This is a genomic window from Kribbella sp. NPDC056345 (assembly GCF_042262745.1).
Taxonomy (GTDB): domain Bacteria; phylum Actinomycetota; class Actinomycetes; order Propionibacteriales; family Kribbellaceae; genus Kribbella.
Window position 1 is genome coordinate 56,808 of record NZ_JBHJQQ010000011.1, and the last position, 26,764, is coordinate 83,571.

At 64.1% G+C, this 26,764-nt stretch carries 23 protein-coding genes; 14 read left to right on the plus strand and 9 right to left on the minus strand.

What is annotated here, in order from left to right; translation table 11 throughout:
* Positions 1-30: 30 nt before the first annotated feature.
* Positions 31-3,024 carry a DUF499 domain-containing protein gene (locus ACFCV3_RS32085; RefSeq protein ID WP_376036308.1) on the plus strand — a complete coding sequence of 998 codons (2,994 nt, stop codon included), beginning with the start codon at positions 31-33 and terminating at the stop codon, positions 3,022-3,024.
* A gap of 592 nt (positions 3,025-3,616) precedes the next feature.
* On the opposite strand, the gene ACFCV3_RS32090 is transcribed toward ACFCV3_RS32085, so the two are convergent.
* Positions 3,617-4,018, minus strand: coding sequence for a hypothetical protein (locus tag ACFCV3_RS32090; protein ID WP_376036310.1), 402 nt, complete (start codon positions 4,016-4,018; stop codon positions 3,617-3,619).
* A 495-nt stretch (positions 4,019-4,513) separates the two neighbouring features.
* Here ACFCV3_RS32090 and ACFCV3_RS32095 point away from each other — a divergent pair, with 495 nt between their 5' ends.
* Complete coding sequence (locus ACFCV3_RS32095; protein WP_376036312.1) at positions 4,514-5,689, plus strand: 3'-5' exonuclease; 1,176 nt, start codon at positions 4,514-4,516, stop codon at positions 5,687-5,689.
* Positions 5,690-5,952: 263 nt separating this feature from the next.
* Here the strand turns inward: ACFCV3_RS32095 and ACFCV3_RS32100 are convergent, their stop codons facing one another.
* Complete coding sequence (locus ACFCV3_RS32100; RefSeq protein WP_376036315.1) at positions 5,953-7,995, minus strand: ATP-binding protein; 2,043 nt, start codon at positions 7,993-7,995, stop codon at positions 5,953-5,955.
* 861 nt (positions 7,996-8,856) lie between these two features.
* On the opposite strand from ACFCV3_RS32100, the gene ACFCV3_RS32105 reads away from it, so the two are divergent.
* The gene (locus ACFCV3_RS32105; protein ID WP_376036318.1) at positions 8,857-9,207 is read left to right on the plus strand and encodes a hypothetical protein; all 351 of its coding nucleotides are present in this window, start codon (positions 8,857-8,859) and stop codon (positions 9,205-9,207) included.
* A gap of 69 nt (positions 9,208-9,276) precedes the next feature.
* Here ACFCV3_RS32105 and ACFCV3_RS32110 read toward each other — a convergent pair whose 3' ends face one another.
* The 7 genes from ACFCV3_RS32110 to ACFCV3_RS32140 all read right to left on the minus strand — a co-directional run bounded on the left by ACFCV3_RS32110 (position 9,277) and on the right by ACFCV3_RS32140 (position 20,900).
* Complete coding sequence (locus tag ACFCV3_RS32110; RefSeq protein WP_376036320.1) at positions 9,277-12,567, minus strand: hypothetical protein; 3,291 nt, start codon at positions 12,565-12,567, stop codon at positions 9,277-9,279.
* Positions 12,564-14,882 (minus strand): hypothetical protein, encoded by a 2,319-nt coding sequence (locus tag ACFCV3_RS32115; RefSeq protein ID WP_376036322.1) that lies wholly within the window; start codon positions 14,880-14,882, stop codon positions 12,564-12,566. Before ACFCV3_RS32115 ends, ACFCV3_RS32110 begins: the two co-directional genes overlap by 4 nt.
* Before the next feature lie 47 nt (positions 14,883-14,929).
* On the minus strand, positions 14,930-15,811 hold the full coding sequence (locus tag ACFCV3_RS32120; protein WP_376036325.1) for a hypothetical protein: 882 nt from the start codon (positions 15,809-15,811) through the stop codon (positions 14,930-14,932).
* Positions 15,812-15,860: 49 nt separating this feature from the next.
* Positions 15,861-16,745 carry a hypothetical protein gene (locus ACFCV3_RS32125; protein WP_376036328.1) on the minus strand — a complete coding sequence of 295 codons (885 nt, stop codon included), beginning with the start codon at positions 16,743-16,745 and terminating at the stop codon, positions 15,861-15,863.
* 32 nt (positions 16,746-16,777) lie between these two features.
* On the minus strand, positions 16,778-19,204 hold the full coding sequence (locus tag ACFCV3_RS32130) for a DNA topoisomerase (protein WP_376036330.1): 2,427 nt from the start codon (positions 19,202-19,204) through the stop codon (positions 16,778-16,780).
* A gap of 194 nt (positions 19,205-19,398) precedes the next feature.
* The gene (locus ACFCV3_RS32135; RefSeq protein WP_376036332.1) at positions 19,399-20,559 is read right to left on the minus strand and encodes a hypothetical protein; all 1,161 of its coding nucleotides are present in this window, start codon (positions 20,557-20,559) and stop codon (positions 19,399-19,401) included.
* A gap of 2 nt (positions 20,560-20,561) precedes the next feature.
* Positions 20,562-20,900 (minus strand): hypothetical protein, encoded by a 339-nt coding sequence (locus ACFCV3_RS32140; protein ID WP_020385236.1) that lies wholly within the window; start codon positions 20,898-20,900, stop codon positions 20,562-20,564.
* A 283-nt stretch (positions 20,901-21,183) separates the two neighbouring features.
* Here ACFCV3_RS32140 and ACFCV3_RS32145 point away from each other — a divergent pair, with 283 nt between their 5' ends.
* The 11 genes from ACFCV3_RS32145 (at position 21,184) to ACFCV3_RS32195 (ending at position 26,757) form a co-directional block, all read left to right on the plus strand.
* The gene (locus ACFCV3_RS32145; RefSeq protein ID WP_376036335.1) at positions 21,184-21,453 is read left to right on the plus strand and encodes a hypothetical protein; all 270 of its coding nucleotides are present in this window, start codon (positions 21,184-21,186) and stop codon (positions 21,451-21,453) included.
* A gap of 57 nt (positions 21,454-21,510) precedes the next feature.
* A complete protein-coding gene (locus tag ACFCV3_RS32150) occupies positions 21,511-21,984 on the plus strand; it encodes a hypothetical protein (RefSeq protein WP_376036337.1) in 474 nt (157 codons plus the stop codon).
* Positions 21,981-22,229 (plus strand): hypothetical protein, encoded by a 249-nt coding sequence (locus ACFCV3_RS32155; RefSeq protein WP_376036340.1) that lies wholly within the window; start codon positions 21,981-21,983, stop codon positions 22,227-22,229. Before ACFCV3_RS32150 ends, ACFCV3_RS32155 begins: the two co-directional genes overlap by 4 nt.
* A 130-nt stretch (positions 22,230-22,359) precedes the next feature.
* Positions 22,360-22,947 carry a hypothetical protein gene (locus ACFCV3_RS32160; protein WP_376036343.1) on the plus strand — a complete coding sequence of 196 codons (588 nt, stop codon included), beginning with the start codon at positions 22,360-22,362 and terminating at the stop codon, positions 22,945-22,947.
* A 241-nt stretch (positions 22,948-23,188) separates the two neighbouring features.
* Entirely contained in the window at positions 23,189-23,539 is a 351-nt protein-coding gene (locus ACFCV3_RS32165; RefSeq protein ID WP_376036345.1) for a hypothetical protein, read from the plus strand.
* A 270-nt stretch (positions 23,540-23,809) separates the two neighbouring features.
* Positions 23,810-24,040: a hypothetical protein gene (locus ACFCV3_RS32170; RefSeq protein ID WP_376036347.1), complete on the plus strand. Its 231-nt coding sequence runs from the start codon at positions 23,810-23,812 to the stop codon at positions 24,038-24,040.
* 374 nt (positions 24,041-24,414) lie between these two features.
* A complete protein-coding gene (locus tag ACFCV3_RS32175) occupies positions 24,415-24,894 on the plus strand; it encodes a single-stranded DNA-binding protein (protein WP_376036350.1) in 480 nt (159 codons plus the stop codon).
* Between the two features lie 239 nt (positions 24,895-25,133).
* Positions 25,134-25,547, plus strand: a complete 414-nt coding sequence (locus ACFCV3_RS32180) for a hypothetical protein (protein WP_376036353.1) — start codon at positions 25,134-25,136, stop codon at positions 25,545-25,547.
* A gap of 174 nt (positions 25,548-25,721) precedes the next feature.
* Positions 25,722-26,117, plus strand: a complete 396-nt coding sequence (locus ACFCV3_RS32185) for a hypothetical protein (protein ID WP_376036355.1) — start codon at positions 25,722-25,724, stop codon at positions 26,115-26,117.
* On the plus strand, positions 26,118-26,408 hold the full coding sequence (locus tag ACFCV3_RS32190) for a hypothetical protein (protein ID WP_376036358.1): 291 nt from the start codon (positions 26,118-26,120) through the stop codon (positions 26,406-26,408).
* Positions 26,401-26,757: a hypothetical protein gene (locus ACFCV3_RS32195; RefSeq protein ID WP_376036361.1), complete on the plus strand. Its 357-nt coding sequence runs from the start codon at positions 26,401-26,403 to the stop codon at positions 26,755-26,757. The genes ACFCV3_RS32190 and ACFCV3_RS32195 overlap by 8 nt, the downstream gene beginning before the upstream one ends.
* Positions 26,758-26,764: the final 7 nt, after the last annotated feature.

Sequence of the window (26,764 nt, forward strand, 5' to 3'; positions counted from 1 at the left end):
CAGAGGCCGAGACAACTGGAGGAGAATGCCATGACGACGTCCGTCACGCCGTGGTGGAAGGCACTGAAGGTCCGCCAAGAGATCCTCAACGCCTCAGGTCAGATCGACGATGTGCAAATGTCACTGTTCCGGGCCGTTCATGGAGTCGGTAGCGACAAACCGCCGTACGCCGATGCGACCTACTACGGCGAGATTACGCACCCGACCGAGCGACTTACTGACCTGCTCGCCGAGATTGCCGTCCGAATCGGCAGCGGGAGCGACTACCTCAAGGCGCGTGCTGTCACTCGCCTCGACCAAGGTATGGGTGGCGGTAAGTCACACGCATGCATTGGCGCTTACCATCTCGCCGCCAACCCTGAAGCCCTGCTCAACACCGAGCTCGGCAGAGGAGTTGCCGCCCGAGCAAAGGCGAAGATCGGGCGAAACCTGCCAGTCGAGCTCGGCCGACCACATGTCGTCGTGATGCCCTGCGACAACATGACGCCAGGGGCGGGTGTCCAAGAATTTGACGGCCCTGCCGTCAGCCTCTATGAACGATTTCTCTGGCGCCTCTTCAGCAAGGACTACTCGCTCTACGAGCGCTATCAGCCCTACTGGAGCGACAAGCACAAGATCGGCGAGGCCATCCGCGCCGTCAATCGGCCAGTTCTGATCATCGTCGACGAAATCATGGACTACGTCGGCAACGGCCTCGACGGCGCTGCCAAGCCCGATCTGACTGCCCAGGACATCGCCTTCCTCCGTGCGATCCTCGACGTCGTCAACGACGTCCCACACGTGGCCATGCTTGTCGTGATGATCGCCTCAGACCACGACAAGACTGCGCTCTCGACCGGCGCCCAGGAGCGCCGAGAAGACCTCAATAGCCAGCTTGACCGCAACGGCAAGCCAGCCACCGTCACCGAGGTTGGCGACTTTGCCGATATCCTGCGGCGGCGTCTGTTCGACGCAGACCCGGCGGCAGAGGTCCTCGCCGCAACGGCCGCACTGTATCGCCCGGTCCTTGACGACAAGGCATGGATCAAGAACGTATGGGAAGCGACCGGCGCCGACTGGCGCCGACGGTGGAACGACGAGGTCGCGGCCTGCTACCCCTTCCACCCAATGCTCATGAGCGTCGCAAAGGACGAATGGAGCAAAGTCACCGGCTTCCAAAGGGTCCGGTCCACCATCCGCATCTTCGCGGCCACGGTGTACGCCCAGCAACAGCGCGGCAAGGCTGGCCAATGGGTCCCGGCGCTTATCGGGCCCGGTGACCTGCCACTGTCCGACAGTGCAGTACGCGAGGCTCTCCTAGGCAGTGGGCTGGTCGAAGACGAGCGCACGATCGCCAACTACCGCAGTCTGGCCGAGATCGAAGTTGTCAACCATGACAACTCGGCAGGGACTGCCCGCCGCCAAGACCTTGAACGCCAGCCGCTCGCCTGGAGCGACAGCAACCCGAGGGCGGCCGAACGCGCCGCTACCTTCATCCTCCTTGCCAGCATCGTCGGCACATTGCGTCCCGGCCGTGGCCGCGGCGCAAGCGCACCCGAAGTAAAGGCAGCTACCAGCGTCCCGGACATGAATTACAGTCTCACCGACGCCGACAGTGTCGTCGAGGAGCTCGTCAATCCCGACCAGGGTATGAGCGCAATCGAGATCATCCCCGGCCAGGGGAACAACAAGCCGGCTCGCTACTTTCTGTCGACCCGGCTGACCCACCGGATGCTAGTCAACAATATTCGGCGCACCATCACCGACAACGAGCGTGACCAGATCCTCGCCGAGTTCGCCCAGCGCCTGTCCAGCAGTGGGCCCTTCCGCGAACTAAAGTTCATCGAGGCCGATTCCAGCAGAAATGCCATCGACGTCCTTGCCACCTCAGGCATTGACACCGCACACACCAGCCGACTCATTGTGCTCGACCCCGCGCAGTACAGCCTCCGAAACGGCATGGAAGAGGCCACAGTGGCCGCACTCACCGTCGCGATGGGTTTGGGTGAAGGCACGCAGAAGCTTCCTGTTCAGTGGGCCAGCAGTGCCGTCTATGCGGTCGTTAATACCCAACGACGCAGCCTCACGCGTGGCCTCGCTGTCGAGTATCTTGCCCGCCAAAAGGCGCTGGCGGCCCCCGAGGTTCAGAACGATGACGAGCTGAAGGCTACCGGCACCAAGGAGCTCGCCGCAGCCAAGAACCAGCTTGAGAAGGCACTCAAACGGGCGTACCAGCACGTGGCCTACCTGGCCCAGCCCGACCCGGACGGCGAGCGATACCTCGCCCAGATCACGTTTGACGACGACAATCTCACTGCACTGGACGGCACCATCGTTTGGAAAGGCCTCGCGGACTCCGACAAGGTGTTCGACACCGGTCAGTTCGGGCCAAGGGCCCTGATGCACAACCTGCGCGAACAGGACTACGGTAAAACGCTGTCCGACATACGAGCCGCCTTTTATAGCGCGCCGCGACTTCCCCTGCTGTACGCCGGCGACCGGGACCTGCAGCAGGCGATCTACGACGCCGTCACCGAAGGGCTGGTGACGATCGTCGATGGAAGCGGTACCGAGGTAGTCGTTACGGCTCCCGGGCAAGTCAATCTCACCAGCACAGGCTTACGGCTCGCGAAGCCGCAGTCAGTGACTTGCCCTAGCTGCGGACATCCCATGCATAGCGGCGTCTGTCCTAGCACAGTCGGAGGCAACGAATCGAGCGGCGAAGCTGGTTCAGAAACAGCAGGGGGCGACGAGGGGATTGCGCCGACCGGACCTGACGAAAGCCCGACTGGTGACCCAGACCGTGCGGCACCGCCGGTGAAAGAGAAGCAACTCGCCTTCTCCTTCACCAGTAACCTCCTCGCGAACCCCGATAGCGCTGACGCCTATGCAGCCTTGTTCAAGACCCTTTACATGGCTCTAGATGAACGGCAAATTAGCTATCTGCTGGGGACGTTTCAGCTAGTCGTTGACGCATCGGTAGCAAGCGACCTTCAGCAACTGCTAAGCGATTTGGGGCTTGCCGCCACGACTAAAGACATCTGACGGCGCCGGTTGGTCAGCAGCCGCAGCCGCAGAATCTGGTTTGCTGGCACAACGCGGCTCGCTAGGTCACCTAGTGCGTTGTTCCGCCGGCGTCCTTATATCTGGCGGTTGCCCGGTTTGCCCGATTCGGTGGCTGCGACTCCACGGGTCGTAGGTGCGCCTGCGCAAACCAGGCCTCCACCGACTCGGCGCGCCTCGGGTCAGGGACGTAGACGACTCGGGCTGTCCACCCTCCGCCATTGGCCGCGCGCCACTCGTGAATCAGTCCGGGGCACCACCGCTCGGACTCGCCAACCCGCGCACGAACCCAGCAGTGCCGCCGCCGTTCGTCTGGCGGCGGCGCCGGAGGCGTATAAACGCGACCTCTGGTCCCCATGGCCCCATAGTAGAACATATGTTCGACCTCGGTTCGCGAGTGGCTCATGTTGGGGCGTGATGTCTCATGGCATCGGTGACAGTTCGCGGTGGGGGCCGCCGTACCGAGGTCGCCGTCGCGCTGGCCTGATGTTCGACGAAGGCTAGTTCTCGGAAGCGACGTTTGGTCGTTCAGTGGTGGGAGCGGCGAGAGCCGACTGGAGGTCGCGGGCCGTCCTTAGAGCACGTCAAGCTGACGTGTGGCCGTCGTGAGGCCGGCGGTGAGTCGATGCGACTGGGCCAGGTCGGCAAGGAGAAACCCGATGGGATCGCGGTTGCCTGCTTGGTTGCGGATCGTCGAGCTCTCGGGCGGGACCACGACGAAGAGCGCACTGCCAGTGGCCGCGGCGTCGACCCAATCGTGGTTCGCTGCGAGCTTGTTCGTCAATTGAAGGGCAGAGCCTGCGGCGGTGAACGACGTCAGCTCGCGTTCGGTGTAAACGAGGTGAAGCCGACCGGAGTCGGGCCACTCACGGCGTTGCCACTCCTGCGGGCCGACCCTTCCGATCGTGCCGTTCATCGTCAGCTGCTTTCGGATCGTGGTGTAGGAGTCGACGGTGCCGGGCTCAAGAATCAGCATCGCGAGGGATCCGCCCCGTGTATCGAGGGTTGCCAATGTCCACTGGGGTGGGCGGAGAAGTATCACGATCTGAGCGCTTCTTTCGGGACTAATGAGGTCGGTTCTCGTGCTGGCGACGCCAGCAACCGTCGATCGAAGCCAACGAGCAAGCCTTGATCAGATGTTAGGAATCAGGACCTCGAACGGTGATATCACACTGACGCTGTAGTTGCTCGAGATGGCTGGTGTCACGCGTGAGACCTGTGCTGTCCTCGAGGGGCGTGGCTGGCGTCGACCGGGGCAAGGCAGGGCGTGGGCCGGCTTTCTTGGTTACCCCTGGTCACGCCGCGCTGTCCACGAACGCCAGGCGGCCGTCAGGCCCGCTCTCAGCGGGCAGATACCCGTCTGGTGCCGTGCAAATCTGCCGCACAGCGCGAGCGACAAGGACCTTGCCATCGAACTGTCGGTGACGACCGATATACGAAAGGCGAATATTCGTCCCGGGAAGGATCGCTTGTGTCCGATGTTCCGCACTACTTCGCAGACGCTGTTCCGGCTCATCTGGTGCCGTGGGATCAACTGACCGAAGATCGGCGCCAGGAGTCTCCACCGCCCGTTCCGGCCGGCTACCTGCTGGTCGAGCTGTTCGACAGCAGGCGCATGGCACGCCCGGCGATCGCGACTCCGGCCTATCGCGGGCGCTCCGGCGATTGCCCCGGCGACCGGCGTGCCGCGGGCTTGTGGGCAAAAGAGGTGCTGACGGATCCGTGCACGGTCCTGCTTGACATCGAGGCCACGGACTTCGACGGTCGCTTGATCGAGATTGCGCTGCTGCGGCCGGACGGTGAGCTGCTCCTGGATACCTTGGTGAATCCAGGCGATGTGGTGATTGCGGACGAGGCCGCTGCCAAGCATGGCATCACCGTTTCAATGTTGCAGGCCGACGGCGTACCCACGTTCGCTGAGTTGTACGACGACCTGGTCGATCTTCTGACCGGCGCGCGGATCATCTGTTGGAACAGCGCATTCGATCGCGGGCTCATGACCCTTGAGGCAGATCTCCTGCTGCCTCACTACTACACCAACGCTGCTGAGACCGAATGGGTTGCTGCCCGCTGGGAGGACGCCATGGCGCAGCACGCCGCCTGGGTCGGCGAGCCGAGCGTTACTGGCACCGGGTACCGGCCGCACCGGCTGAACGGGCCCCACCGAGCCCTGGGCGACTGCGAGACCATGATCGACCGCCTCACTGAGATGGCAGCCAATCCCTACCCTCGTCCGGGAACTGTACGCGGAAACTGGAGTGCCGCCGACAAGGCTGAGGTCGCTAGCCTGTTCGACCACGGGAACGCACCAGATGAGATCGCCGAGATCACCGGGCGCACTCTCGACTCAGTGACCTGGCAGCTCTACCAGCTGGGCCGGCTGCTGTTCCCGAGCCACCTCGTCCGTCAGCCCAGCGGTCAGGCTGCGCCGAAACCGCCGCAGGCATACACAATGGATGATTTGCGCCGAGAGCACCCCAACTCCCACAAGCGCTGGACGCCGGAAGAAGAGGTCCGCCTCATGACCAGGCATGCCGAGGGCGCGACGGTCCAAGACTTGATCAGCGAGTTCGGGCGCAACTACAACGCGATCACCATCCGGCTGGCACAGTCTCGGCAGGGTGACGCCTCCGAGCCGCCGGTCTGATCCACCGGCCGCTGGGTAGTAGCCGGCCGCCCGGTCGATTTGACGACGCAGACCGGGCAGCCGACTAGGCCCATGAACAAGCTGGGCTGCGCGGTCCTGGGGGCGGCGCCGTGGTTCGTGATTCTTGCGTTCCCGTTGCCGGCAGGGTTGCCGGTGCACGATGCGGCTGTGTCAGTCGAGACTTTCCTGGCGCAGATTTGGTGCCAAGCCGGCTCAGGTGCCCCACAACGACTTGGTGGTGTGCCAATGTTCCGTGCAAGGACTCAGCTCGATGGCAGGCCCAGTTTGTCGAAGAACGCCCGGTTGCGCTCGGTGGCCGCGTTGACCAACCGGTCGAAGCTCATTACCTCGATGAAGGCCTTGTAAGGCTCGTTGAACCCGAAGTAGCCGAGGCCGTCGTGGGTCGGGCGCAAGCTCGCGAACTTACACCTGTCCACCATCGTGGATGTGAGATCAGCGACGATGTAGCAGAAAGCAGGCGGCTCGTGCGTCTCCGGGATTGGCCGTCCCGAGGCGGTTTTCACGCCGCCGGCGCGCACGCGCTTGACGTAGTCCAGGCACTGCTGAATTGGGTCCTTACCCTCGGTCGCGTCGTTGCGCATCGGGCGCTTGATCTCAACCACGACAATGGATGCCAGCGGCAACGTCTCCCCCTCCGCTGCCAGGATCGGCGTGTCTACGATCCGCGTCGCGAGCACGTCAGGTTCCTTGGTCGAGTCGGACCCCGTAATCGGCATGCTCTTGAGCGTCTTGTCGGAGGCGAGATAGTCGTGGAACGCGAGGCGCTCATCGATGATCCACAGGTTCGAGGCGTCGGTACCGAGCTCGTTGGAATCGGTCCGCATCGGGATGATCAGCTCATGTATGGCATCTTCCCTGCTGTAGTTGCCTTGAGCATCGGAGCGGATCATTTTGGCCAGCACATCCAGAATTGCACGCCGACGCGACACGTAGGCGGCGAGATCGGACTGGTTGATGTCCTTCACCATGTCGAGATAGCGCGACAGCCGCTCGGCGTAGCCCTCCGGGTGTACCGATCCAGCCTCAGCGAAGACCGCTTGGCCTTCGACGATGGCCTCCGCCTCAAGCCTCTGCAGATGGCGATGCAGCAAGAGCTCAAGGTCCTGGTCCTTGATGGAAGGATCGACAGTCACTCCGAGCGGTTCCATCCGGGCTAGAACAGGCCGGTACCTGGGTGCGCGCTTGCTCACGAAGTCGTTGACCCGGGCCTTGCCCTCGTCACGGGCCGCAATGAGCGGACCAGCGAGGATCTTCTCTATCTCCTCCAGAACTGCTGCCCGGATTTCGTCCAGCGAGAGGTCCTCGATCAGGGCAGTGCCCGGGGTACGTTCGCTGATGTCGAAGGCGGTCCGATCGGAGCGAACATGATCGTCGAGAAAGTCCGACGACAGGTAGCAGATGTAGGTGAACTCTGTGGACGTCTCGTCCCGGAGTTTTCCATAGAGTCCGGGGACCTTGCTGGTGAGATTTTCCTCCGTGACTATCCGACTCGCGGCACACCAGTACAGCTTGGGCACGGGATTGCGTGTCGACGATTTGAGGCAGAGGTTCACCATGTCAAAAGTCTGACCTTTGACCTCGACGCTGGTAGTGGGCATCGCGGAGAACACGAAGTCGTTCATGAGCTCCCTGAGGGAGATCGTCTCGTGATCGTCCGTGACCGTCACATCAGGTGCGCCACCGGGGCGGAGGAAGTACCAGATGCAGTGCTCGAACATTTCCCGGGCGATACCGTCGACGGTCTTGGCTGCACTCTGTTGGAACGGCGGCTTGAAACCATCGAGACTGACGACCGTGCCTGGTTCGCCGAAGCTGTCCGGCTCCTCGTCTCGTTCGACCTCTCGTTCGACCGAGAACCGGAACTGACGCTGACGCAGTTCGCCAGCCTCATCCTCGTAGCAGCTGCGGACCGTGACTCTGTCGAAAGCCTTCAGCCAGAGCAGACGCCCGACACCGCGGCAACCAATCGCGGCCTTAAAGTCGCTGTCCAGGGTCTCGAACGACGTCATGTTGGCCAGGGTGAAGCCCACTCCGTTATCTTCCACGCTGAATCCGGTGATTGGCCTCAGTGGAGCCCTGCCTGGGCCCATGGGACCTAGGTCTAGTTCGTCCTGCCAGCTTCGCTGGATACGGACAATCAGACGTCCCCGCTCGATGTCGGAACCAAAGCGAGCGTCGATGGCCTGGATGCCGTTGACAACGGCCTCGAGCAGCGGCAGGAGGGCATGGCTCTTTGGCAGGCTGGTGTTGCGGACTCGACCTGCCAACGACGTGGTGAGCGCCATGACACCCCTTTCTACGCCCGACAGCACACTCTAGCGTCGCGTCGTGATATCAGCTGCTGATAGACGCGGGCTGGTTCCGGTTCGCAAGCGCGCATACTCTTCCTTCTCGGGACACTGCGGCGCGAGGATCAGACTTTGCGCATCAGCGACCGGCTGCGGCTGTGCGGGATGCCCAGGACTGAAGAGCGTCGCCTCTAACCTTGCGAGCGCGGACGGTGGAGAGGACCCGGGCCAGGGCGCCAAGTCGGTAGCATCCAGCAATTCAGAGCTCGGGTGAGCGCAAGGCGGCCCATGCGCTGGCCGAGGGGGGAGCCCCCACACCACGCACCCGTCCGGCGCGGCGCCTGGGCATGGCTCGCTGAGCAGATCCGGAATGAGGCGAGCGAGAGTCCCCGAGCACGGACAGCGGGCTGGCTACAGCTGGTCGTCCATGATCAACGGGGTAAAGCCTCCGAGTGCCTGGGGTGACAGGCAAGTCGTACACACCGGCAAACCCTCGTCGACACATAACAGCAGGTCGTCGCGGCTGCGCCCGGTGTGAAAATCACCAGTGACCTGATCTCGAGCCGGTGTTACACCGCAGTAGGGGAGTAGGTCGCCGGCGCGGACGTACAGATGATGGACGAGGCTCGTGGGCATGGGCCACATCGTGCCATCCGTCGCCGCTGGCCCGCGCACGGGCAACAGTCACCTCGTTCCGACCCTCTGCTGACGCGCTGGTGGCTGACGAAAGTGTGCTTGTGAAACAATGGCGCCGCAGAGCAGCGAGCCACGGGGGCACGCGCCGAAAGGCACGAGGAGGCCGACAGCATGATCGCGAGGAGCGTCCGACTCCGCAGGCAGGTCTTGATAGTTCCGTGCATGGCGGTTCTATCGGCTGTTGCACTCGTGCTCGCGGGCTGCAGTAGCTCCGACGGTCTGAGCGGCGAGTACTACGACAAGGATGGTCAGCTCGTGATCAAAGCGAGTGCGGTCTCGTACTACGAGTTTGGCTGCGACAAGGCCCGTAAAGGCGAAGCGGTCATCGACAGCGAGCCGACGTCGTCCGGTGAGCTCAGCAAAGAAGGCGACCAGGTCATCTGGTCGAACGGCAAGGGCACCGGCAAAGTGACTACGAGCAAGAGCGGCGACACCGTCGACATCGACGGGAAGCAGTACACCAAGATAGACAAGGAAAAGGCCCTGCAGTCGTACCAGCCAATGTGTGGCTGATAGCGATCTGAAGGCAGCAGCCCCGAACAAGTAGAACCCCTTGGAGCATTGCTCCAAGGGGTTCTTCAGTTACTCACTCGACGAGTCTTGCCTCCTGCCCCGCCGCTTCGGTACCTCCGGGGCGGGCCGCGCTGGCCGCGTCGGCTTGTCTTGCTGAGCCGGCTGCGGTGTTGGTGCGGCTTCCCGGATACGGGGAGCTGAGCCGGGCTTCCTGATCTGCTGCGGGGATGTGCTCATAGGTGAGCTGGCTGAGCGCTCGACACGTGATGAGCGTGTGGGACGGGGGATGCGCGGCGACTCGCCCCTGCCGGGCATCGTCGCCGCTTTGCTGTTGCTCGGACCAGAGCCCTGTGGAGGCATGCTCGGGGGTCTGCCAGCGCCGTTCAGCCGGCCGTGGGCGGTGCCCGCCGAGCTGTCGTCACTTCCGCGGTTTGGCACGCTGGGTTTCTGACCTGTCGACGGGCCGGTCTGGCCATGGGACCTGCGATGATTCCGGTGCTGTGGGCCGACGCCCAGATCTGTCAGACCACCTTGGTGAGTGACGGTTTCGGCGAGGTCGCGGTCGTTCTGTGAGCGATTGGGCCGCGTGCCTGGCTTGTTGTCGCTGGTCGCGATCGGTGAACCTATATCAGCCACGGATGAGTGGCTGTGGCCGGTCCTGCCATTGCCTCCACCGGCGGTGCCGTTGCGCGTATCAGTTCCACCGGCGATTCCGGTCCCTCCGGAACCGCCCACATCTGAGCCAGCTGGTAGCTCGCGTCCGGAAGCAGGTCCGCCGCGGCCGCCTGGGCCTGTGGGGCCAACAGGGCCGCCTGCGGGTCCGCCGTCTCCGGGCGGGAGCATCGGTCCGGGCGAGCGGCCCTCGAGTTCGCCTGGACCACCGCCAGTAAGCTCGCCCTGCCGCTTGCCTGCTAGCGATAGGCCACCGTTGGTCCCGCCGGCGTTCGTCGTCGCGATACCGGGCTGGCCGGTGCTTGTGGGTCTGCTAGGGCCCGTCTTGGGTGGCTTGCCGCCCAGCTTGCCCATCATGCCGGAGGCCGCGGCCATGCCCGCCCCCGCGCCGAGCCCGTTGGCGATCGCGGGCATCAGGCCGCCGTTGGTCTGCTTGGGCGGGGTGGTCGTGTCCAGGAACTTGTCGACCAGTTTGGTCACGGCCTCGTCGAGTGCCTTGAGGACCGTCTTGCGGACCCGCAGCAGGGTGAAGGTCACCCCGATGATGAGGATGATCGACACGACCGTCATCACGACCACGGCGATCGAGCCGAGCACCGGGTTGCTGAAGACGTTCGCGAAACCGCGGCCTGTGCCGGTCGGGTTGCTGCTGACCAGCTTGGCGATCGGGCCCTCGATGATCTGCGGAAGCGACACCAGGAGCTCCGAGACGAACTGATAGAGGAACAGCGTGACCAGCACTTCGAGGATCATGGCAATCGAGTAGATAACGACCTTGGCGATGCCGGCCATCACACCCAAGGTGGCGAAAGGAACTGCCGCGACGGTGCCGAAAGTGCGGCGCAGCGCACCGGTGAGCATTCCGACCCCGTAGAAGATTCCGATGAGGGTGATCGAACTCAGCAGGGTGAAGGTGTTGGCCCAGTACATGAACGACGCCGGCCCGCTGCCGATCTGAGCCACCGAGGAGTGGAACGAGCGCGTGAAGCCCGAGGTCACCTTGTTCGACGAGAAGATCGTCATCGAGTCCGTGTTGAACTCGGTGTTCAGGTAGTTGTAAGCGCTGAGCGGGGACAGATTGCAGTCGGCCGGTTTGCCGTCGGTGTTCGGCTCGACGACCGTGAAGCCGCACTTGGTGTTGCCACTGGTCGAGGTGAACTCGGTGTTCGCGCCATCGGTTTTGGCTGTCAGGCCGGATCCGCTCGTCGCGAGGAGCGGGTGTTCGTTCGGAGGCACCGGCTTGTTGCCGTCGCCGAAGTCTTGGGAGTCCTTGTAGCTCTTGCCGAGGAACCAGTCCTTCTTCAAGTCCCAATCCACATCCTTCGGGTCGATCGCGGTCACCGACCCCTGGATGTTCGATTCGAAGTCCGACGCGTTCACCGTCTGACCCTGGAGGTAGCGGCCGAGCATGCCCAGAGTGGCGAACACGGTGTTCTTGTCGGTGCCGCTGTCCTTCAGCCGCGGGGTGCTGTTGGCCCAGGCGCTACCCGCGTCGCTGATCTTCTCGCCGGCACTGATGCCGGGGAACTGCCCGGTCTCCGCGTTGATCGCGAGTGCCGAGTTCCGGGCCGAGAACACCGAGACAGGCTGGGCATGGCCTGTGCTTGCGTCCCAGGTGATCGAGGCGTTCGCCGGCACCTGGAGGCGGTTCGTGTTCATCCATGCGTCGAAGTCGACGTAGGTAGAGAGCACGACCTTGGTCGGGCCCGAGCTCTGTGAGAGCAGCGAGTCGTCGAACTGGTTGAGGATCGAGGTGTACATCCCGCCGATGAGAGGAAGCCCGACGCCGATGAAGACGATGCGTACGGCAACCTTCTTGATGGCGCTACCGCGCTCCATCTTCTTGAAGAAGACGAGCCCGAGCAGCAGGAAGCCGATGAAGAGTGGCACCAGCACTCCCCACGACAGCGATACGAGCGTGCCGTACCACTGGGACACGAAGCTCGACAGGCCAGAGAGTGCGTCGGGTGTCGTGGTGACACCTGACGACGTGGTGACCATGCCGTCGGCCCAGGTCTTGTACGTCGGGGAAACTGCCGCGATGCCGTCATGGAACCATAGGAAGGGGTTCAGGAGCTTCAGGATCTGGATGAAGATCCAGAACAGCAAGGAGACTCCCATGGCCAATGCGTAGACCAGCCAGATCAGAGAGCCGCCGACGGCGTGGATCATCGGGTCGAAACCCGCGGACGACGTCATGGCGTCGAAACCGAGGTCGTGGGCGGCTGCTCCGAAGTGGGCATAGTCCTTCATGCCGGAGGCTTGTGCGCTATCGAGCGCGTCGTACTTGATCGTCTGTGACGAGCCCGAGATCGTTGAGAACAGCCATTTCACGAAGCCGTCGTCGTCGGCGTAACCGAGCATCGAACCGGCCTGTGCGGGGTTGGCGACAACGGTCTTCCAGGAGTCGCCTACTCCTTTCCCGCCGTTCTCAGGGGCGCTCTTCTCACTGAAGTACACGCTTGCGTTCGAGGCGAGGTGGTAGAGGCTGTAGTCCTTCTGATCCTTGTTGCTCGGGTCGTCGGCGTGCGCCAGCGGCGCTACCGCGAGCACGATGAGCGACGCGAGCAGAGCCGCGAGCAGCCCGCCTGCGATGGTCCGCATCCAGGACGGCTGCGCGTCGGCGACGGCGAGGACTCGTCCACGCAGCCGTATGACAGCTGCCGCCGGACTGCTCTGTCGGCTCATGGCACTCTCCGGTCTAGTCGTCTCTTCATCACGGTCTGCGGTTTCTGGAACCCCGGATCGCCAGGATGGGCTCTCGGCCGCGATCCGGCACCGAGCGCCTTCTTCCGCAGCCGCGCTGGCGCTGCACCGTCCTTCAGGGGTGGCGTGTCGTTTCCGGACTCGTTGCCGCCACCTGCTTGGGTGACGTTGGCGCCCGGGACCGGTTTGTCGGCCATGACGGCGTCGAACCTGGCAGCGTCCGCGGCTTGTCGTGCGGCGCGCTGCATCGTGCGGCGCTGCTTCTCGCGGTTCGGATTGATGCCCAGCGCCAGGTCGAGGTGGAACACGACGTTGGAGACCCCGCGACGCAGGTAGCTCAGGTTCTCGCCCTTGCGGGTGATGAGCTGGGCCAGGTCGGGTGGGATCCGCTGGTGCAGCAGTTGCTGGTAGTCGGCCACGGTCTTGTCACGCATCGATCCGAAGATCGTGTAGTCGGCGGCGTCGAATTTGTTGAACTTCACGCCGGCGAGCATCTTGTCGATGTCGTTGTAGCTGAACACGACCCGGCCGCCGCGCTGGTAGAGCTGCTCGAACTGCATCTCGATGTACGCCGTGACGCGGTCGTCGATGTTCTCCGCGCCGTGGATCACGACCGTGTCACCGCGCTCGAGTTTGCCGACTGCGAATCCGACGATGTTGACGAGCTGCGCCATCGCGACACCGCGGCCGCGGCGCAGGAGCTTCGAGAAGTCGTAGATGACGCGCTTGGCGTCGCGGATACCGTCGACCGCGGCGGCTGTGTGGTTGTTGAACAGGTCGCCGTTGTTGTCGAGCAGGTTCTTCGCAACGCTCTTGAGCACGTTGTATGCGCGCAGCTGGTCGGGGTCGTTCTTGTCGGAGTTCAGCAGGGCCTTGTGCTCGGTGTCCAGGTAGGAGACGAACATCTGCAGGCGCGGCACCTGCTCGTGTGGGATGCCCACGACGCGCAGGCGATGCCGCTGGGCCTTGGCATTTCGCACCCACATGCGCTGGTCGACGTAGAACTGTGTCGCGGTCTTCTCCAGTTCGTTGCGGATGATCGACCCGACACCGCCGTCGGCAGATTCGTAGAGCTGCTCGAACATCAGCGCGAGCTTCTGCATCTGCGCCGCGAAGACCGGCAGTTCGTCAGCCTCTTCACCGAACATCTCGAACATGTTCACGTCGCCTGTGTTCAGATCGACGCGAGACGTCAGGGCGTCGAAGCGTGGCCCCAGCCTGTCCAGTTCCGCACCGTCGAGCACCAGGTGGACCACGCGGCCGTTGTTCAGCAGGCACGACTGGGACAGCTTCGAGCACCACAGGTCGGAGATCTGTGCGCGGTCCAGGTAGTCCGAGGTCGCACCGTCGGCGATGACGACGTGGTGGTCGTAGTCGTTGGAATCGAAGAGCACCGCCGAGTTGTTCACGTCGCCGACCATGTAGCCGACGTATTCGCCGCTGCGGTCGTTGAGGCCGTTCGTGACGAGCGAGTATGAACCGGCGAACTCCGTGGAGGTGAAGTGGAATCCGCGGCCGCGCTTCTTGTCGTTCTTCTTCAGCAGCCCGGACAGCTCCTGGCGCTGCTCGCCGGCGTACGCCGCGGCCTTGAGCGTCCCGAAACGATCGATGTAGAGCCGCGAGATCCGGCCGATGCTGTCTTCCAGGATGGCCAGGTCTGGGGCTTTGAGCAGCAGCCGGTTCTGCACCGACAGGTACGCCGCCCCGTTCTGGATCTCGCTGATCGTGGCCTCGAGGTCGCCGGCGACCTTCCTCGCCTTGAGCTTCGAGGACGTCGTACCGCCGTCCACCAGCTCGCCCGCCTCCAGGTTGTCGAGCTTTTCGGACTGCTTCGTGTACTGGTCGATCCACTTGTCGGTCATCCGCGCGACCTGTTCGAGTACGACCGCGGTCACCCGTTCGTCGAGGCCATCGGGGATGCGCCCGATGCCCCAGAACGGGCCGAAGCTGTCGTGGGCGGCCATGTCGTGGAAGAACGCCAGGACGCAGCCGACCGAGGCGTCGACCTGGAAGTAGTCCGACCGGAAGAGGTACTTCTCCTTGGGCTTCAGCGCGAGCAGGTGTGGGTAGGACTCGAACTTTCCCTCGAGGCGCTTCGCCTCCTGGCGGCGTCGCCACCAACCGAGCTTAGCCTCCGAGACTGTTCGATCGGCCATGTCGCCGGCCGGATCCTGCCCGGTCGCCGTGGATACGGCAGTTGCCGGCGCGTCGGACGAGAATTCGTCGGTGAGCTTGGGACGCGCTTCATCCTTGGTCGGGGTGCCGAGTGAGGTTCGAAGTTTGGTGAGCAGTGCCATCGTCTCGTCTTCTCCCGCGTAGGTGCAGGGGTCGCAGTGCTGCCGGGTCAGCCCAGAAGGCTTTCGGTCGTACCCTGGTAGAGGATCCGGAGCATCTGATGAGACTCGTCGCGGCCGAGCATCGTGACCTCCTTGATCATGAGAGAGGAACCCTCGACCTCGGCTTGCAGGACCAGGTGTCCCTGGCGCAGCGCGTCGGCGCTCTTGCCCTTGAGCAGGACGTATTGATGGATAGAGGTGAACTTGCCACCCACATGGCCGGTGAGGATGTCGTACTGCTCGTTCTGCAGCTCCAGGAGATCCGGATCCCGTACCTGGAGAGCCTGGTTGCGGCGTTCCAGGCTGGCCACCTGGTGGTAGATCCGCTGCGGCTCCTTCGTGGTGATGAAGACGTGCTCGCAACTGGTCGGCACTTTCCGCCAGAACGAATCGACGCGATCCAGGATCGAGATCTGGTCCTCGTCGAACAGCAGGTAGCTCGCCGAACCGACTACGAGGTACAGCTGGCCGCGGCTGCCGTCGGAGAAGCTGATCGCGCCGTTCTCGGTCACGTCGTCAACACCGACGATCGAGTAGAAGCCGCTTGGATCGGCGCTGCGTCGCGTGAGCACCAGCCGGGCCTTCCTCGGCAGGTAGGCCAGCAGTGCCGGCACTGTCATGAAGCGCAGTTCTCGGGTCCTGGTCAGTCCGCCGAGGTAGAACACGGTGATTAGCGACCAGACGACGAACAGCACGATGAGCGCCGGGCCGGCCGACTTGATGAACGTCGTCGTTGCCGCCCACAGGGTGACGAGGACGCCGCCGCCGAGGAACAGGATCTGCTTCATGGGCGATGGCGGGACCTGCCAGCCGCCGACGCTGAACGAGATCTCGTGGTCGAGGAAGGACCTGTTCAGCGGCGCTGGGATCTTGTAGGAGTGGCGGGCCATAGTCGCTGTCCTTACTGCCGGGTCATCGGGCCAGGGAAGTGCTCGGCGGTCACGGTGCATCGAGGAGGGGGACGGGGCCTCGCAGATCGAGAACCGCGAAGCATCCGGGTGTCCGCTCGCGGTCGAGGATCTCCTGGCGGACAGGGACCGGCTGAGTCGCACCGTCTGCCGTTCCGCGCCGAAGTGTTGCGCGCTCGGAGTGGCGAAGCTGGTAGCGGCCGCTGACGGTGAGGGTTTCTTTGCCCGGGTCGAGCACCGAGAGCACTCGTTCGGTGTGTTCGCGCTGCGCTGTCCGCGCGTACGTCAGGTCGCTCGGGTCCCAGCCCGCACCGTCGCCCAGGCGGGCGAGCAGACCGGGGGTGGCGAGGGCCTCGTGCGCGAGAACGACGTCTGGGCTGATCGGCGACGACAGCAGGCCCTGCGCCTGGGCATCAGTGGTGAGTTCCGCGGGCCACCAGGTTCTGCCCGGCACACGCAGGCTGCGGTCGAGGCTGGCTGCTCCTGACAGCCAGCCGATCGCGTGGACGGGATCGGCGAGGCCGCCGTGGCCTGCGAGGGCCACGCCGGAGCGGGGCAACAGTTCGATATGGGAGAAGATCGGGACAGTACCGTCGGCGTCGCGTGGGAGAGCGTCGATCAGGTCGTAGTTCTCAAGGCTGCCGAGTACCACGTAGAGCCGGAGTCCCACCTTGGCCAGCGTGCTGTTGAGCTCGTCGAGGGCGCGTGACTCGGCGCGGGTGCCGCTCCAGATCAGCCCGAAGTTGCCGAGCTGTACCAGCGAAGTGCACCCACGCTGAGCCAGAATCGCCGCGGCTCCCCGCAGAAAGCCGGCGTCGCCGTGCGCGTCGCCGATCAGCCCGACGAGCCCGCCCAGGACGGGGCCCGATGCCAGTCGCGCAGGGGCCACAGCTCTCGGAGGATGAACGGTGGTCATCAAGGAAGTCCTTTCTGTTGCTGCCGCGGGGTTCATGCGAAGGCCGGCACGATCCTTTTCCCGCCGTCCTCGTCCTTCCAGGTGAGGTCCGCGTCGAACTTCTTGCCTCTGGCCGAGGTCAGTCCCTTCACGTGGATGCTCGTTCCGCTGGCCAGCGCGGTGCGCTCGTCGTCAGTGAAGACGTGCTGGCACCAACTCATCGGCGGGAGCGAGGTGTCGAAGTCGGGAACGATCTTCTTGCCTTCGCCGGGCTTGTTTTCCTTGAACCACACCTTGCACTGGAAGGAGTTGCCCTGCTTGCTGACGAAGTCGCCGGCCTCCACCGATCCACCGGCGGCGAGCTGTCTGAGCTCGGCGGGTGTGAAGACGTGCGAGCACCATTCCTTGGGCGCCTGGGCAGCGCCGTTGGCGTCGCGACGACCGAGCCCGAGCTTGTTGAAGCCGATGAACTTCTTGCCTTTGAAGGTCTGTTCGGCCAGCTCACCGAAGACGTCGTAGGTCTTGCCCTGCTGGCTCCTGGCCTGGAACTCGATCGTTTCGGTGGCCAGCAACTGCTGTACTTCCTGGTCGCTGAACCGGTGGCCACCCCATGTGCGGGCAAATGTCACTGAGTGGCCGGTCTTCGCCCAGATACCAGTCGCGCGCTCCTTGTGCATGACCGCGGTGCCTTGCGGCCCGGGTTTTATCTCGATTGCCGCGGCGTTCTTCTCCATCTGCGTGATGTCGTCGCGCACCCAATCCGCGACGACGGCGAGGCGTTCCTCGGCGGTCGCGGTTCCGGCGGCGATGTCGCGCATGTCGGCATAGATCTTCTCTGTGAGATCCAGGTTGCCGATCCGCGTGCCGGGCAGCAGCAGCCAGCTCAGCTGGCCCGCGTCGGCGAGGGTGAGCTTGCGGCCGCGCTCCACGAGCAGTGGGTACTTCGCGCTCGTCGAGGTCAGCTCGCTGTAGGTCGAGGTCCGCGTTGCGCCTGTGCCGACGTCGCGCTTCTCGAGCTGTTTCATGAGCCACTTCATGCTTGGGTGCTCGGGGCGCTTGTTCGCGCCTTCGAAGACGAACGGCTCGGCGTTGCGGCCGAGCCCCTTGCCGTTCTCGGTCGCAGGCGGGTCTCCCGTAGCGGAGTCGTCTGCAGGATCGTCGCCGGAGTCCGGGTCGAACACAGCCTTCCAGCCGGCGTTTTTGGGCACGTTCGCGATGCCGACGAACTCCGGGTAGCGTTGTACGTGGCCCTTCTGCTGCTCGTAGACGTAGTCCTCGGCCAGCATGGCCAGGTAGTTCTTGGCCAGGGTCTCGTAGATGAGGCGGCCGGTCTGGCCGAACCGTTGCGCGACGTCGTCCAGCGACGCAGGCACCTTCGGTCCCGGCCGGTTCGCACCGTGCGCGCCTTGAGGTTTGACGTGTGTTCGGCGTGGCTTGCGGTGCGTCAAAAGAGCAATGTCGACACCGGCGACCGCGGCGATGCTGCCGGCGAGTGGCGCGAGCTCGTTGAACTGCTCGGGCGTGATCGTTTTGTCCTCGGTGCGCGGGTAGCTGACGACCTGTGCCTCGTACATCTTCTGGTACGTCTCGAGGACGAGCTTGGCCTTCACACCCTTGCCCACCAGCATCGACGACAGCGCCGCGAGGTCGAGCAGCCGCGGCGGCGCGGTCTGCTTCGTCACCGTGGCGTCGAGCACGACCGCCGATGCCGAGTACCGCTGCGATACCTGAGCCTTCTGCCCGAATCGCGGCTCGTTCGGGTTCGTGTACATGACGTCGTTTTCGTCGCGGAAGCGGTTCTGGAAGAACGGCTGCTTGACGTAGTCGCTGTACGCCTTCACCTGGTCCCCGACGAGCTTGACCATCGCGGACTTCAGCCGGCCCTGCCGCAGCACCGTGTCCCGGCCGCGGGAGCGCGCGATGCTGGTTGCGCAACGGGTCCACTGCATCGACAGGAAGTCGAACTTGGAGCGGTAGATCGCCTTGGCGTACTCGTCGAAGTGCTGCAGCGAAGCGATCGTCTTACGCGACGAGAACGCCTTCTGCAGCGACACCGGTGCCTCGTCGGTGAAATACATGCGCGACCACGACTTCGGCCGCAGTCCCAGTTCAAGGAACGCATTCACGGCAATCATGCCGCCCTCACCCGTTGGGTCCACATCGGTCGCGATCACGATCTCGTCGCAGCCGGCCAGCGTCTGCTTCACCTCCTGCGCCACCTTGGCGGCGCCCTTGATGACCTCCAGGTCCCAGGTGAGGTCGCGCGGGTCCCAGGGAAGGTTCGCCAGGTCCCATTGGTGATACCTGCCTGCCAGGGCAGGATCGGACACCATCTGGTGCGGGTCGACGAACTCATAGAGGTGCCCACGCGCGTGGGCGATGACGAACCGCTCTCCGTTGTAACTGCCGCTCTTGCCTCCCAACGCCGCCGCGAAGTGGCGCGCGGCCGACGGCTTCTCGGTCAGGATCCCCACAGTCATATCGACTCCACCTCAGATGTCTCCATCGCGGACACCAAACAGCCTATCCTGATAGTCATTCAATAGTCTATTCAATGACTATTTGAATGGATGGAGTGATGAGGTGAGGGTGGGGGCCGGTCGCGACTACTGCGATTGGGCCCTCCTGAGGCCGGATGCTGATCGCGTGCTGGAGGTCGGTCAGGGCTTCGTGCTTACCGGATCGGCCTTCCGTCCCGGTCGTCCTCGAACTTGCTGCGCTTGCGCGTCTCATCCCGGGCTCTGTCGCGGATGTAGATGGCGTCCTGATGTGTGATCGGCGCGTCATGGATGTTGTGCGAACCGCGCAGGAAGTTCACCGTGCGGTCGGCGATCGAGTACGCCACCGATTGCTCGATGACGGCGCTGGTCCGCTGGATGGCTGTAGTCATCGCGTGTAGACGCTCCAGTTGGGTGGTGCGCTCGTGCTCCAGTTGCTCGAGGGCATCGAGGCGCCCGGCTATCGAACCGAGCAGCGGGTCCTGTGAGCGGAAGAGCGCGACGGCCGCTTGCGTTGCCGGGTCCGTCTCCATGCGCACGTCCAGCTGGGCCAGCAGGAAGGCCGTCACCAGAGCGCCTTGGCTCAGCCGCCGGCTGAACGCCTCGGCCACCTTGTCACTGACACCTCGCTCGCGTACGGCCGCGGAGCGCAACTGCAAGCGCAGCGCATCCACGAGCAGGCGAGGCAGATTCCGCACCATGGGCTGGCTCGCCAGGCCGATGATCCGGAAACCTGACTCCGGCAGGGATTCAGCAGCACTGCTGCCGCCGCCCCTTGTCCCGGTTGCCGCCTGGATCGCGTCCTGCTGGTCGGTCTTGCGCTGTGCTGACACCGTGGACACGGCCAGGCGGTCGAGGTTCCGCTCGTCCTCTGCGTCCAGCACCGCATCGAGCTCCTGAGGTCCTCCGATCGCCGGCCGTGGACCACTCGTATCTGTGTCATTCGATCCGGGAGACGTCGCTGGTGGTTGCTGCGAGTTCGGTAGGGGCGCCGATGTACCGCCGCTGCCTGAAGGGCTGCGGCGCGGGCTACCGCCGTGGTTCGTCGGGCTGCCTGCGCCCAGTACCTCGAGCACATCGTGCGCCACTCTCTCGGGGATGGGCATGTCGGGGACTGGCTCGGACGCCGGGAGGCCGGCTGCCTGCGCGGCAAGAGCGGCATCTTCAATCGGTGGTTCGGCAACGTCGAAGGCCGGCTCGTCGTATGCGGCTTCCTCTACCGGCGGAGGGGTTCCGGTGCTGGTCCGCCGGAACTCGTCGAGGAAGGACGTGTCGACCTCCATGGAGTCGTTGGCCTTCGCGTCCTCGAGCAGGTCCTGAAAACTGCTGCCACCCATGATCACAACTCCCCGTCCTCGGCATCGAGCAGATAGTTGTCGCCTCGAGTGAGGCCGATGAGGGAGTCGAAGCCCTGTGTGACAACCCGCTCGAGGTTCGCGCTGTTCGTCGACAAAGCCTTGACCTCGTCGACCAGCTGATTGAGCCGGGCGATCTCAAGGGTCGGCAGGTCGTAGTCCAGGTTCTCTCGCCGGATCTTCTCGTCGACCGCCTCGGCCATGTACTCGTTGACCGACGTGTAGCCGCGGCGCTGGGCCCAGTACTCCGCCCGCTGCTTGACGTCCGGATGGAGGCGCACGACCGCGCGCTCCCGGCGATCCTGGTTGACGACTGCCGACATGCCGAACCTCCCCGATGGGCATCCACGTCCTTTATGAATACATCATACTAAGCTATTTAGATACTCATGTAATGTCTATCTAATGGTTCATTGGGTCTGTGGGTGGGCTGGGGTCCGTGCGATCGACAGAGTCGATCCGGGATCTCAGCGAAGAGGAAACCTGGTTGGTTGCAGGGCGCCCGGTTGAGTCCGGGCGCCGGAACCCACAGCACTAAGCGTGCGCAGGGCCTCCAATGACCACTGCAGGTCTCATCCATCGACACGACATTGAGGACCACCTGCCATGCCCACAAACACCATGAACCGAATCGACGCCGGACTGATCACCCTGAACCTTCCGGTCAACTCCGACAGCGGAACCTGGCACCAGATCCCGTTCAAAGGCGAGAGCGCTGCGTACGTCGACCGCCAGGCAGCGGCCTACGTCATCGCCTACCGCGACCGGGTGGACATCGCTATCGACGAGAACACCGACTGGTCACAGTTCCCGACAACCTTCGACGCCCTGTGCGCCAACGTGCCCGTCTACGCAGTGGAGTACGCGCAGGCCTGATCCGGCCTGAGTCGCGTACTCGCCGACCCACATCCCGAAGCGGGAGCACCGATCACCATGTCATTCCTCGAACGCATCGGCTACCTCGAGACCGAGGGACAGGAGCAGGCACGACTCGCCCAGTCCCCCGAGGGCTCGACCAACCACTACCTGTCCACGCTGCCGATCACTCTTGCAGACTGGCCCCAGGACATGCTGGTCGAGCTGCCCTGGAAGCCGCCGCGCACCGCGGAACCGCACCGTGTCGTCGTTGTACCCCTCGACTACCGGCCGGATTCGCGTCCTGGTCGCGTTGGCAAGGAGCCGCTGCCGCGCAAGCGCAACAGCGGTGCGTGGAGCTGTGCTGTGGTCTCGTCCGACCACCCGAGCTATCCGGCCGGCGGCTATCGCATCGTCGTGTCCGCCGCCGAGATCGCGCGCGGCCGCAGGATCGACCTCGCCGGCATCCTGGCCAGTTCGAAACAGTCCCCAGCGATGACCACGCACGGAAGCGCGGCGGCGCGATCCAATGGAAGTGGGACACCGTCATGAGTACCGCTACTTTCACCGACAAGCTCGGCGCCACCGGCTGCACCGGAGACCAGGTGGTCGTGCCGATCTGCAACGACGACGGGCTGCCTCAGCTCGCGATCGCCGAGGTGGTCGAAGTCGTTGTGCGGGAGCCCAACCCGTTCGCTTCCGAACTGAGTGTGCGCACGCGCGTCGGCGACGACGAAAGCTGCGCCTACGAGCCCGACGAGATCGTCATTCTCGCTGCGGCCGGCGCCGCGCAATGAGTTGCGGCTATCGGTTCGGTGGCGAGACAAGCCAGCTCGCTGACAACGACTTCTCGATGACGTGCTTGAGGCGCACTTGCAACACCATCCCCGTGCTGCCCTGCGTGGTGGCCGCGAAGACAGGAGAGCCGTGATCTTCCGTAACATCGCACGAATCCTCGCCGTCGTACTGATCGGCGCCGGTGCACTGGTGGCCTGCAGTGACGATCAGCAGGCCTGTGCCGCCACCGCAGGTAGCCCGTCGAAGCCGAGCCCGCCGAGGCCGGGATCCCAGCGCACCTCGTCGAAGGTGCAAGACCGGCCGATGAGGACCTCTGGCTCGAACCTGGGCAGCAGCAAGAAGACGACAACGAACCCGTACTGGCGCACGTCGACCAAGCCCACCACCTGGGGCGGCTACAACACCGGTGGGCGAAACTGGTCGCAGCCGTATCGGAAGAACATGCCGGTCGCACCTCAGCCGGTCATCGTGAACTACTACGGGCGGGACTACCGCGCCTATCCAAACTATCCCGGCTATTACACAGTCGGGGTATGGCCCGAAGGGTACGGCGCCCGGTACGGCTGCGTAGCTGACCGCGAGAGTACTCCGGAGCCGACCGGCACACCGACGCCGTCCCCGACAGCAACTGCAACTACCACCGTCGAGCCGACCACGACTCCGACCGCCTCCGCCACTCGCAGCGGAACGGCGCCTCCGAGCGACACAGATCGCTAGGCGTTGGCCGCCGCTTCGGTCCGCGTCCCGCTACAGGATGCCCAACCCCAGGCTCGTGGACTAGGCATTCGGCCGCCTCCCGCAGGAGGCCATGGAAAGGCTCGCGATAGCTGATCCACGGCTGTCTCGCTCCGAGACGATCACGCGGCCCATTGCCGCCACCGAAGATGCCACGCGATTACAGGCGTACGCCGTCTGCATCCCCCCGAGTGGCCCATTCAAGGGCGCCAAGGAGACCCCAATGACCATGCCCGAGCCAACCATGACCACCATCGGCAACGAGGTACCGATCCGCTTCTCCGGAGGCCTGGTCGGATTCGTCGGCACTGTGCTCCACGACCCGGCCACCGGCCTACTCGTACTGGACACCGGCGACGGTGAGCCCGAGGAGTACCTGAGCATCTCGCTCGATGCCTACGGCATCTCGCGAGGCGCCGACGACGAGGTGTTCGTCAAAGACTGGTCCGAAGGCGAGGGTGTTGCTCAGAGCCTCGTCGATGCGGGCCTGGCCGAGATCGTCGGCGAACACAGCGTCGGACCGTTCTCGTCGCGGGCCGTGCGCCTGCGAATCCTCCCGAAGCAGGACGACTGACCAGGCTGTCCCGGTAGGACGACGAAACTGTTCATGACCAGGAGATCCCGCAAGGCATCCGAGAGGTAGAGACCCAGCGTGATTTCAGCAGAGCTGCAGGGCACGAGCAGGGATCAACGGAGTTGATCCGGGCTTCATCTGGACAGCACACCTGGTCTGGCTGATCTCGGCCTCGGCGGTCTGCTTGTCGCCACTCAACCGCCCCTCCCGTCGTCTGGTGCATGACACCTCGACGGGAAGGGCCTATGGCGTCTACAGGAGGACTGCCCCATGCGCGCACACGATCCGAGCGAGATCGAAATCGACATCGCAGTAGCACAGAAACAACTCGCGAAGCTCGCCGACGAGCAGCGGCGCATCCAGGACAAGATCCACGCGGAGCTGAGGACCCAGAACCTGATTTCGTTCCTTGCGGCCCTCAAGCAACCTGCCGCCCCAGGTGCCAACGTCAGCGAGCTCGCAGAACTCGAGCAGGACATTCGCAGTCGCTTGAAGAGCTGACCCGCAGGACGTTGTGATGGCCGGTCTGATGTTGCTTCAGGTGGCTCTGGCGCGCCCGTCATCACAGCCCCTCTTCCTGCATCAGGTGTTCGACCGACCCTGACAGAGACCAGGAACCCAAGCACAGCAAGGACACCACGCCAGATCGGCGTGGTTGATCCGCGACTCAGAAAAGGACTACTGCACTCGATCGGCGAGGCCGATCCGGGCGTCGAGATGACCACTGAATCGTGACGAGTCCCCTGAACGGCTCGGCCCTTCGAGGCACGCCACGACCCAAGTCAGCCACCTGCAGCAAGCCCCCTCGGCAATGGAATCAACAAGTCCATAGCCGTGCCTGCATTGCCATCCAACCAATTCACCAAGGAGACAACATGTCGAACCCGGTCAACCACGGAACCCTCGTCGGCCGTCTGGCCCGTGACCCGAAGCGGTTCAGCAACAGCGACGGCTCGCAGAAGGTCGTCTTCACGGTCTTCGCGGACCGCGACTACAAGAACGCCCAGGGCGAGGCTCTGTCGGATGCGATCCCGGTCGAGGCGTTCGTGCGCAAGGAGACAGCCTTCGAGGAGACGCCCTTCTCCAAGATCCATCAGGGAGACAAGGTCGCCTTGAGTACGACCTTGCGTCTGGATTCCTACCTGCGCGACGGCGAGAACATCTATGACCTGAAGGTCGTTGTCGAGAAGGTCACCTTCCTCGATTCACTCCAGGTGGCTCAGGCCCGCCTTGCCGAACGCGTTGTCGCGGCCGAGCAGACCAACCAGGCGGTCCGTGCAGCTGCGCCGGCCCAGGCCGAGGTCCTCGTCGGTGCGCAGCACTCGTCGATCGGCTCCGAACTCCCCTTCAGCTGATCGCATCCGGTGCGCATAGCAACCATCTGCGGACGGGAACCACCTCCGGGCCCCTCCGGCAGTGAGGACGTTCCCGTCCCCGGCAACTCCGGCGTCGACACATATCGATGGGTCTGATTTGGCTCCGAAGACGGTCCGCCTCTGAGCAGGGCTAAACAGCCACCTCTGAACCAATCCCGGATCCATCGCCGCCCCTATGAGGGGCCCATCATCGAAACCGAATCGGAAGGTGCCACCGCATGCCCGAACCACTGCTAACGAAGACGTGGCACTTCCTGCGTCGCGGCCGAGTCTTGCGTGCTGCGCAGGCCTTCCGTGCTGCCTGGGCCACGCACGCGATGGTCGACGACCTCGCGCCGCGGATGCTGTGTTCTGAGGCAACAACGCTAGCCGACCTGCTGTGCGCGTTGGGCGAGCCGGAGTTCGCCGGTCTGCTACTGACCGCCCATGCCGTCGAGGACGCGGAGGTGCCGGATCGCCTGCTCCACCACCACGGTGATTCAAGGATCGACCATGCCCAAGTAGAGGCCAGGCTCGCGCATTGGCACGAATGGGGTGAAGTCAACCAGCCGGTCCCCGCGGATCACGACCTGGACCTCACCGCGCACACGGCCAGCTGGGACGAGCTTGCAGGTACTGACCGGATCGCCTGAGCACAACCCCTGCCGGCTTTCTATCGACGCGTCGAAACCATCTTCGCTGAACCCGCGGATACCTAAGGACCCTGGAGCCCCGCTCTACAACTGACCCGCCGCGAGCACTCGCACCGGTGAGCCAGCGAACCCACCCTTGCCCAACACCTGACCACCGATCGGCAGCCGCGATCTGTGGCATTAGTCCATTGGAGACAGCACTCGATGCAGCTCATTACGGATCGCGCCGAATTCACACAGTTCACCGACGAGAACCTGGGAAGCACCGACTGGCAGCACGCCGCTGAGAGCTACCTCGACGCCAGAGTCGAGGGACGCGCGTTCACCGCCCACGGCCACTGGCCCCGTGGGGTCCAGCGGACCCTGAAGCAACCACTCGAACAGCATGTGATCTTTTCTCACGTGGTCTGCGATCACTTCACCGGCGCGGTGATGGTTTCGACTGACATCGCCGCGGTCAACCTCGCCACCTTGTGCACTTGGGCAGCGGCGGGATCGCCGGAGAGTCTGACAGTGCAGCCTGATGGAACCGACGGTCATCGACAGGTCCGGGAACGAGGCGATGGATAGATGAGTCAGCCCGTTGTGGTGAAGGACCTGAATCCAGGCGATTACGTCTGGGGCATCGGGTGGACCACGCCCTTGTTCGTGACTGGCTTATGGATCCCAGTGCACCCCTCGCTGGAAACCGCCGGCTACCTGATCGTCTCCGGTCACCGTTACCTGCTCACCGAGAACTGCTGGAGCCCACGCGAACAGAAGCTGACCTACCTGGCCGGCGACCAACTGACTCGCGATGATCCAGCCGCGGCAGCCTCGGTCTACGGCGTACCGGCGGGCAAGGAAACCAGCGATGGCTAGCTCAATCGCCAGTGTGAGAGCAGGCCACCGCGTCAGCATCGCGCAAGCTCAGGCCACAGCCGCAACGCGCCACGATGACCTCGTCTCCGTTGCACTGCGCCGTCCGGGCTGGCTCGACCGCGAAGCCCGACTGCGGCACCGCGTCAATCGCATCACGGCGCGCTGGGTTGGCGTCGCAACCACCCCCAACACCCGCCAGAAACTCGCGATCCTGCGTGACCCGGTTCATCCGGCCCAGATGCTGACCTCGGTACCGCTGACCTGGCTGGTCAGCGTCGATGACGCCACCAGGCAGGACCGAGCCGCGGTCGACGCCCAACGCGCGCAGCGCACCGAGCCTGCCGAGTAGAGGAGCA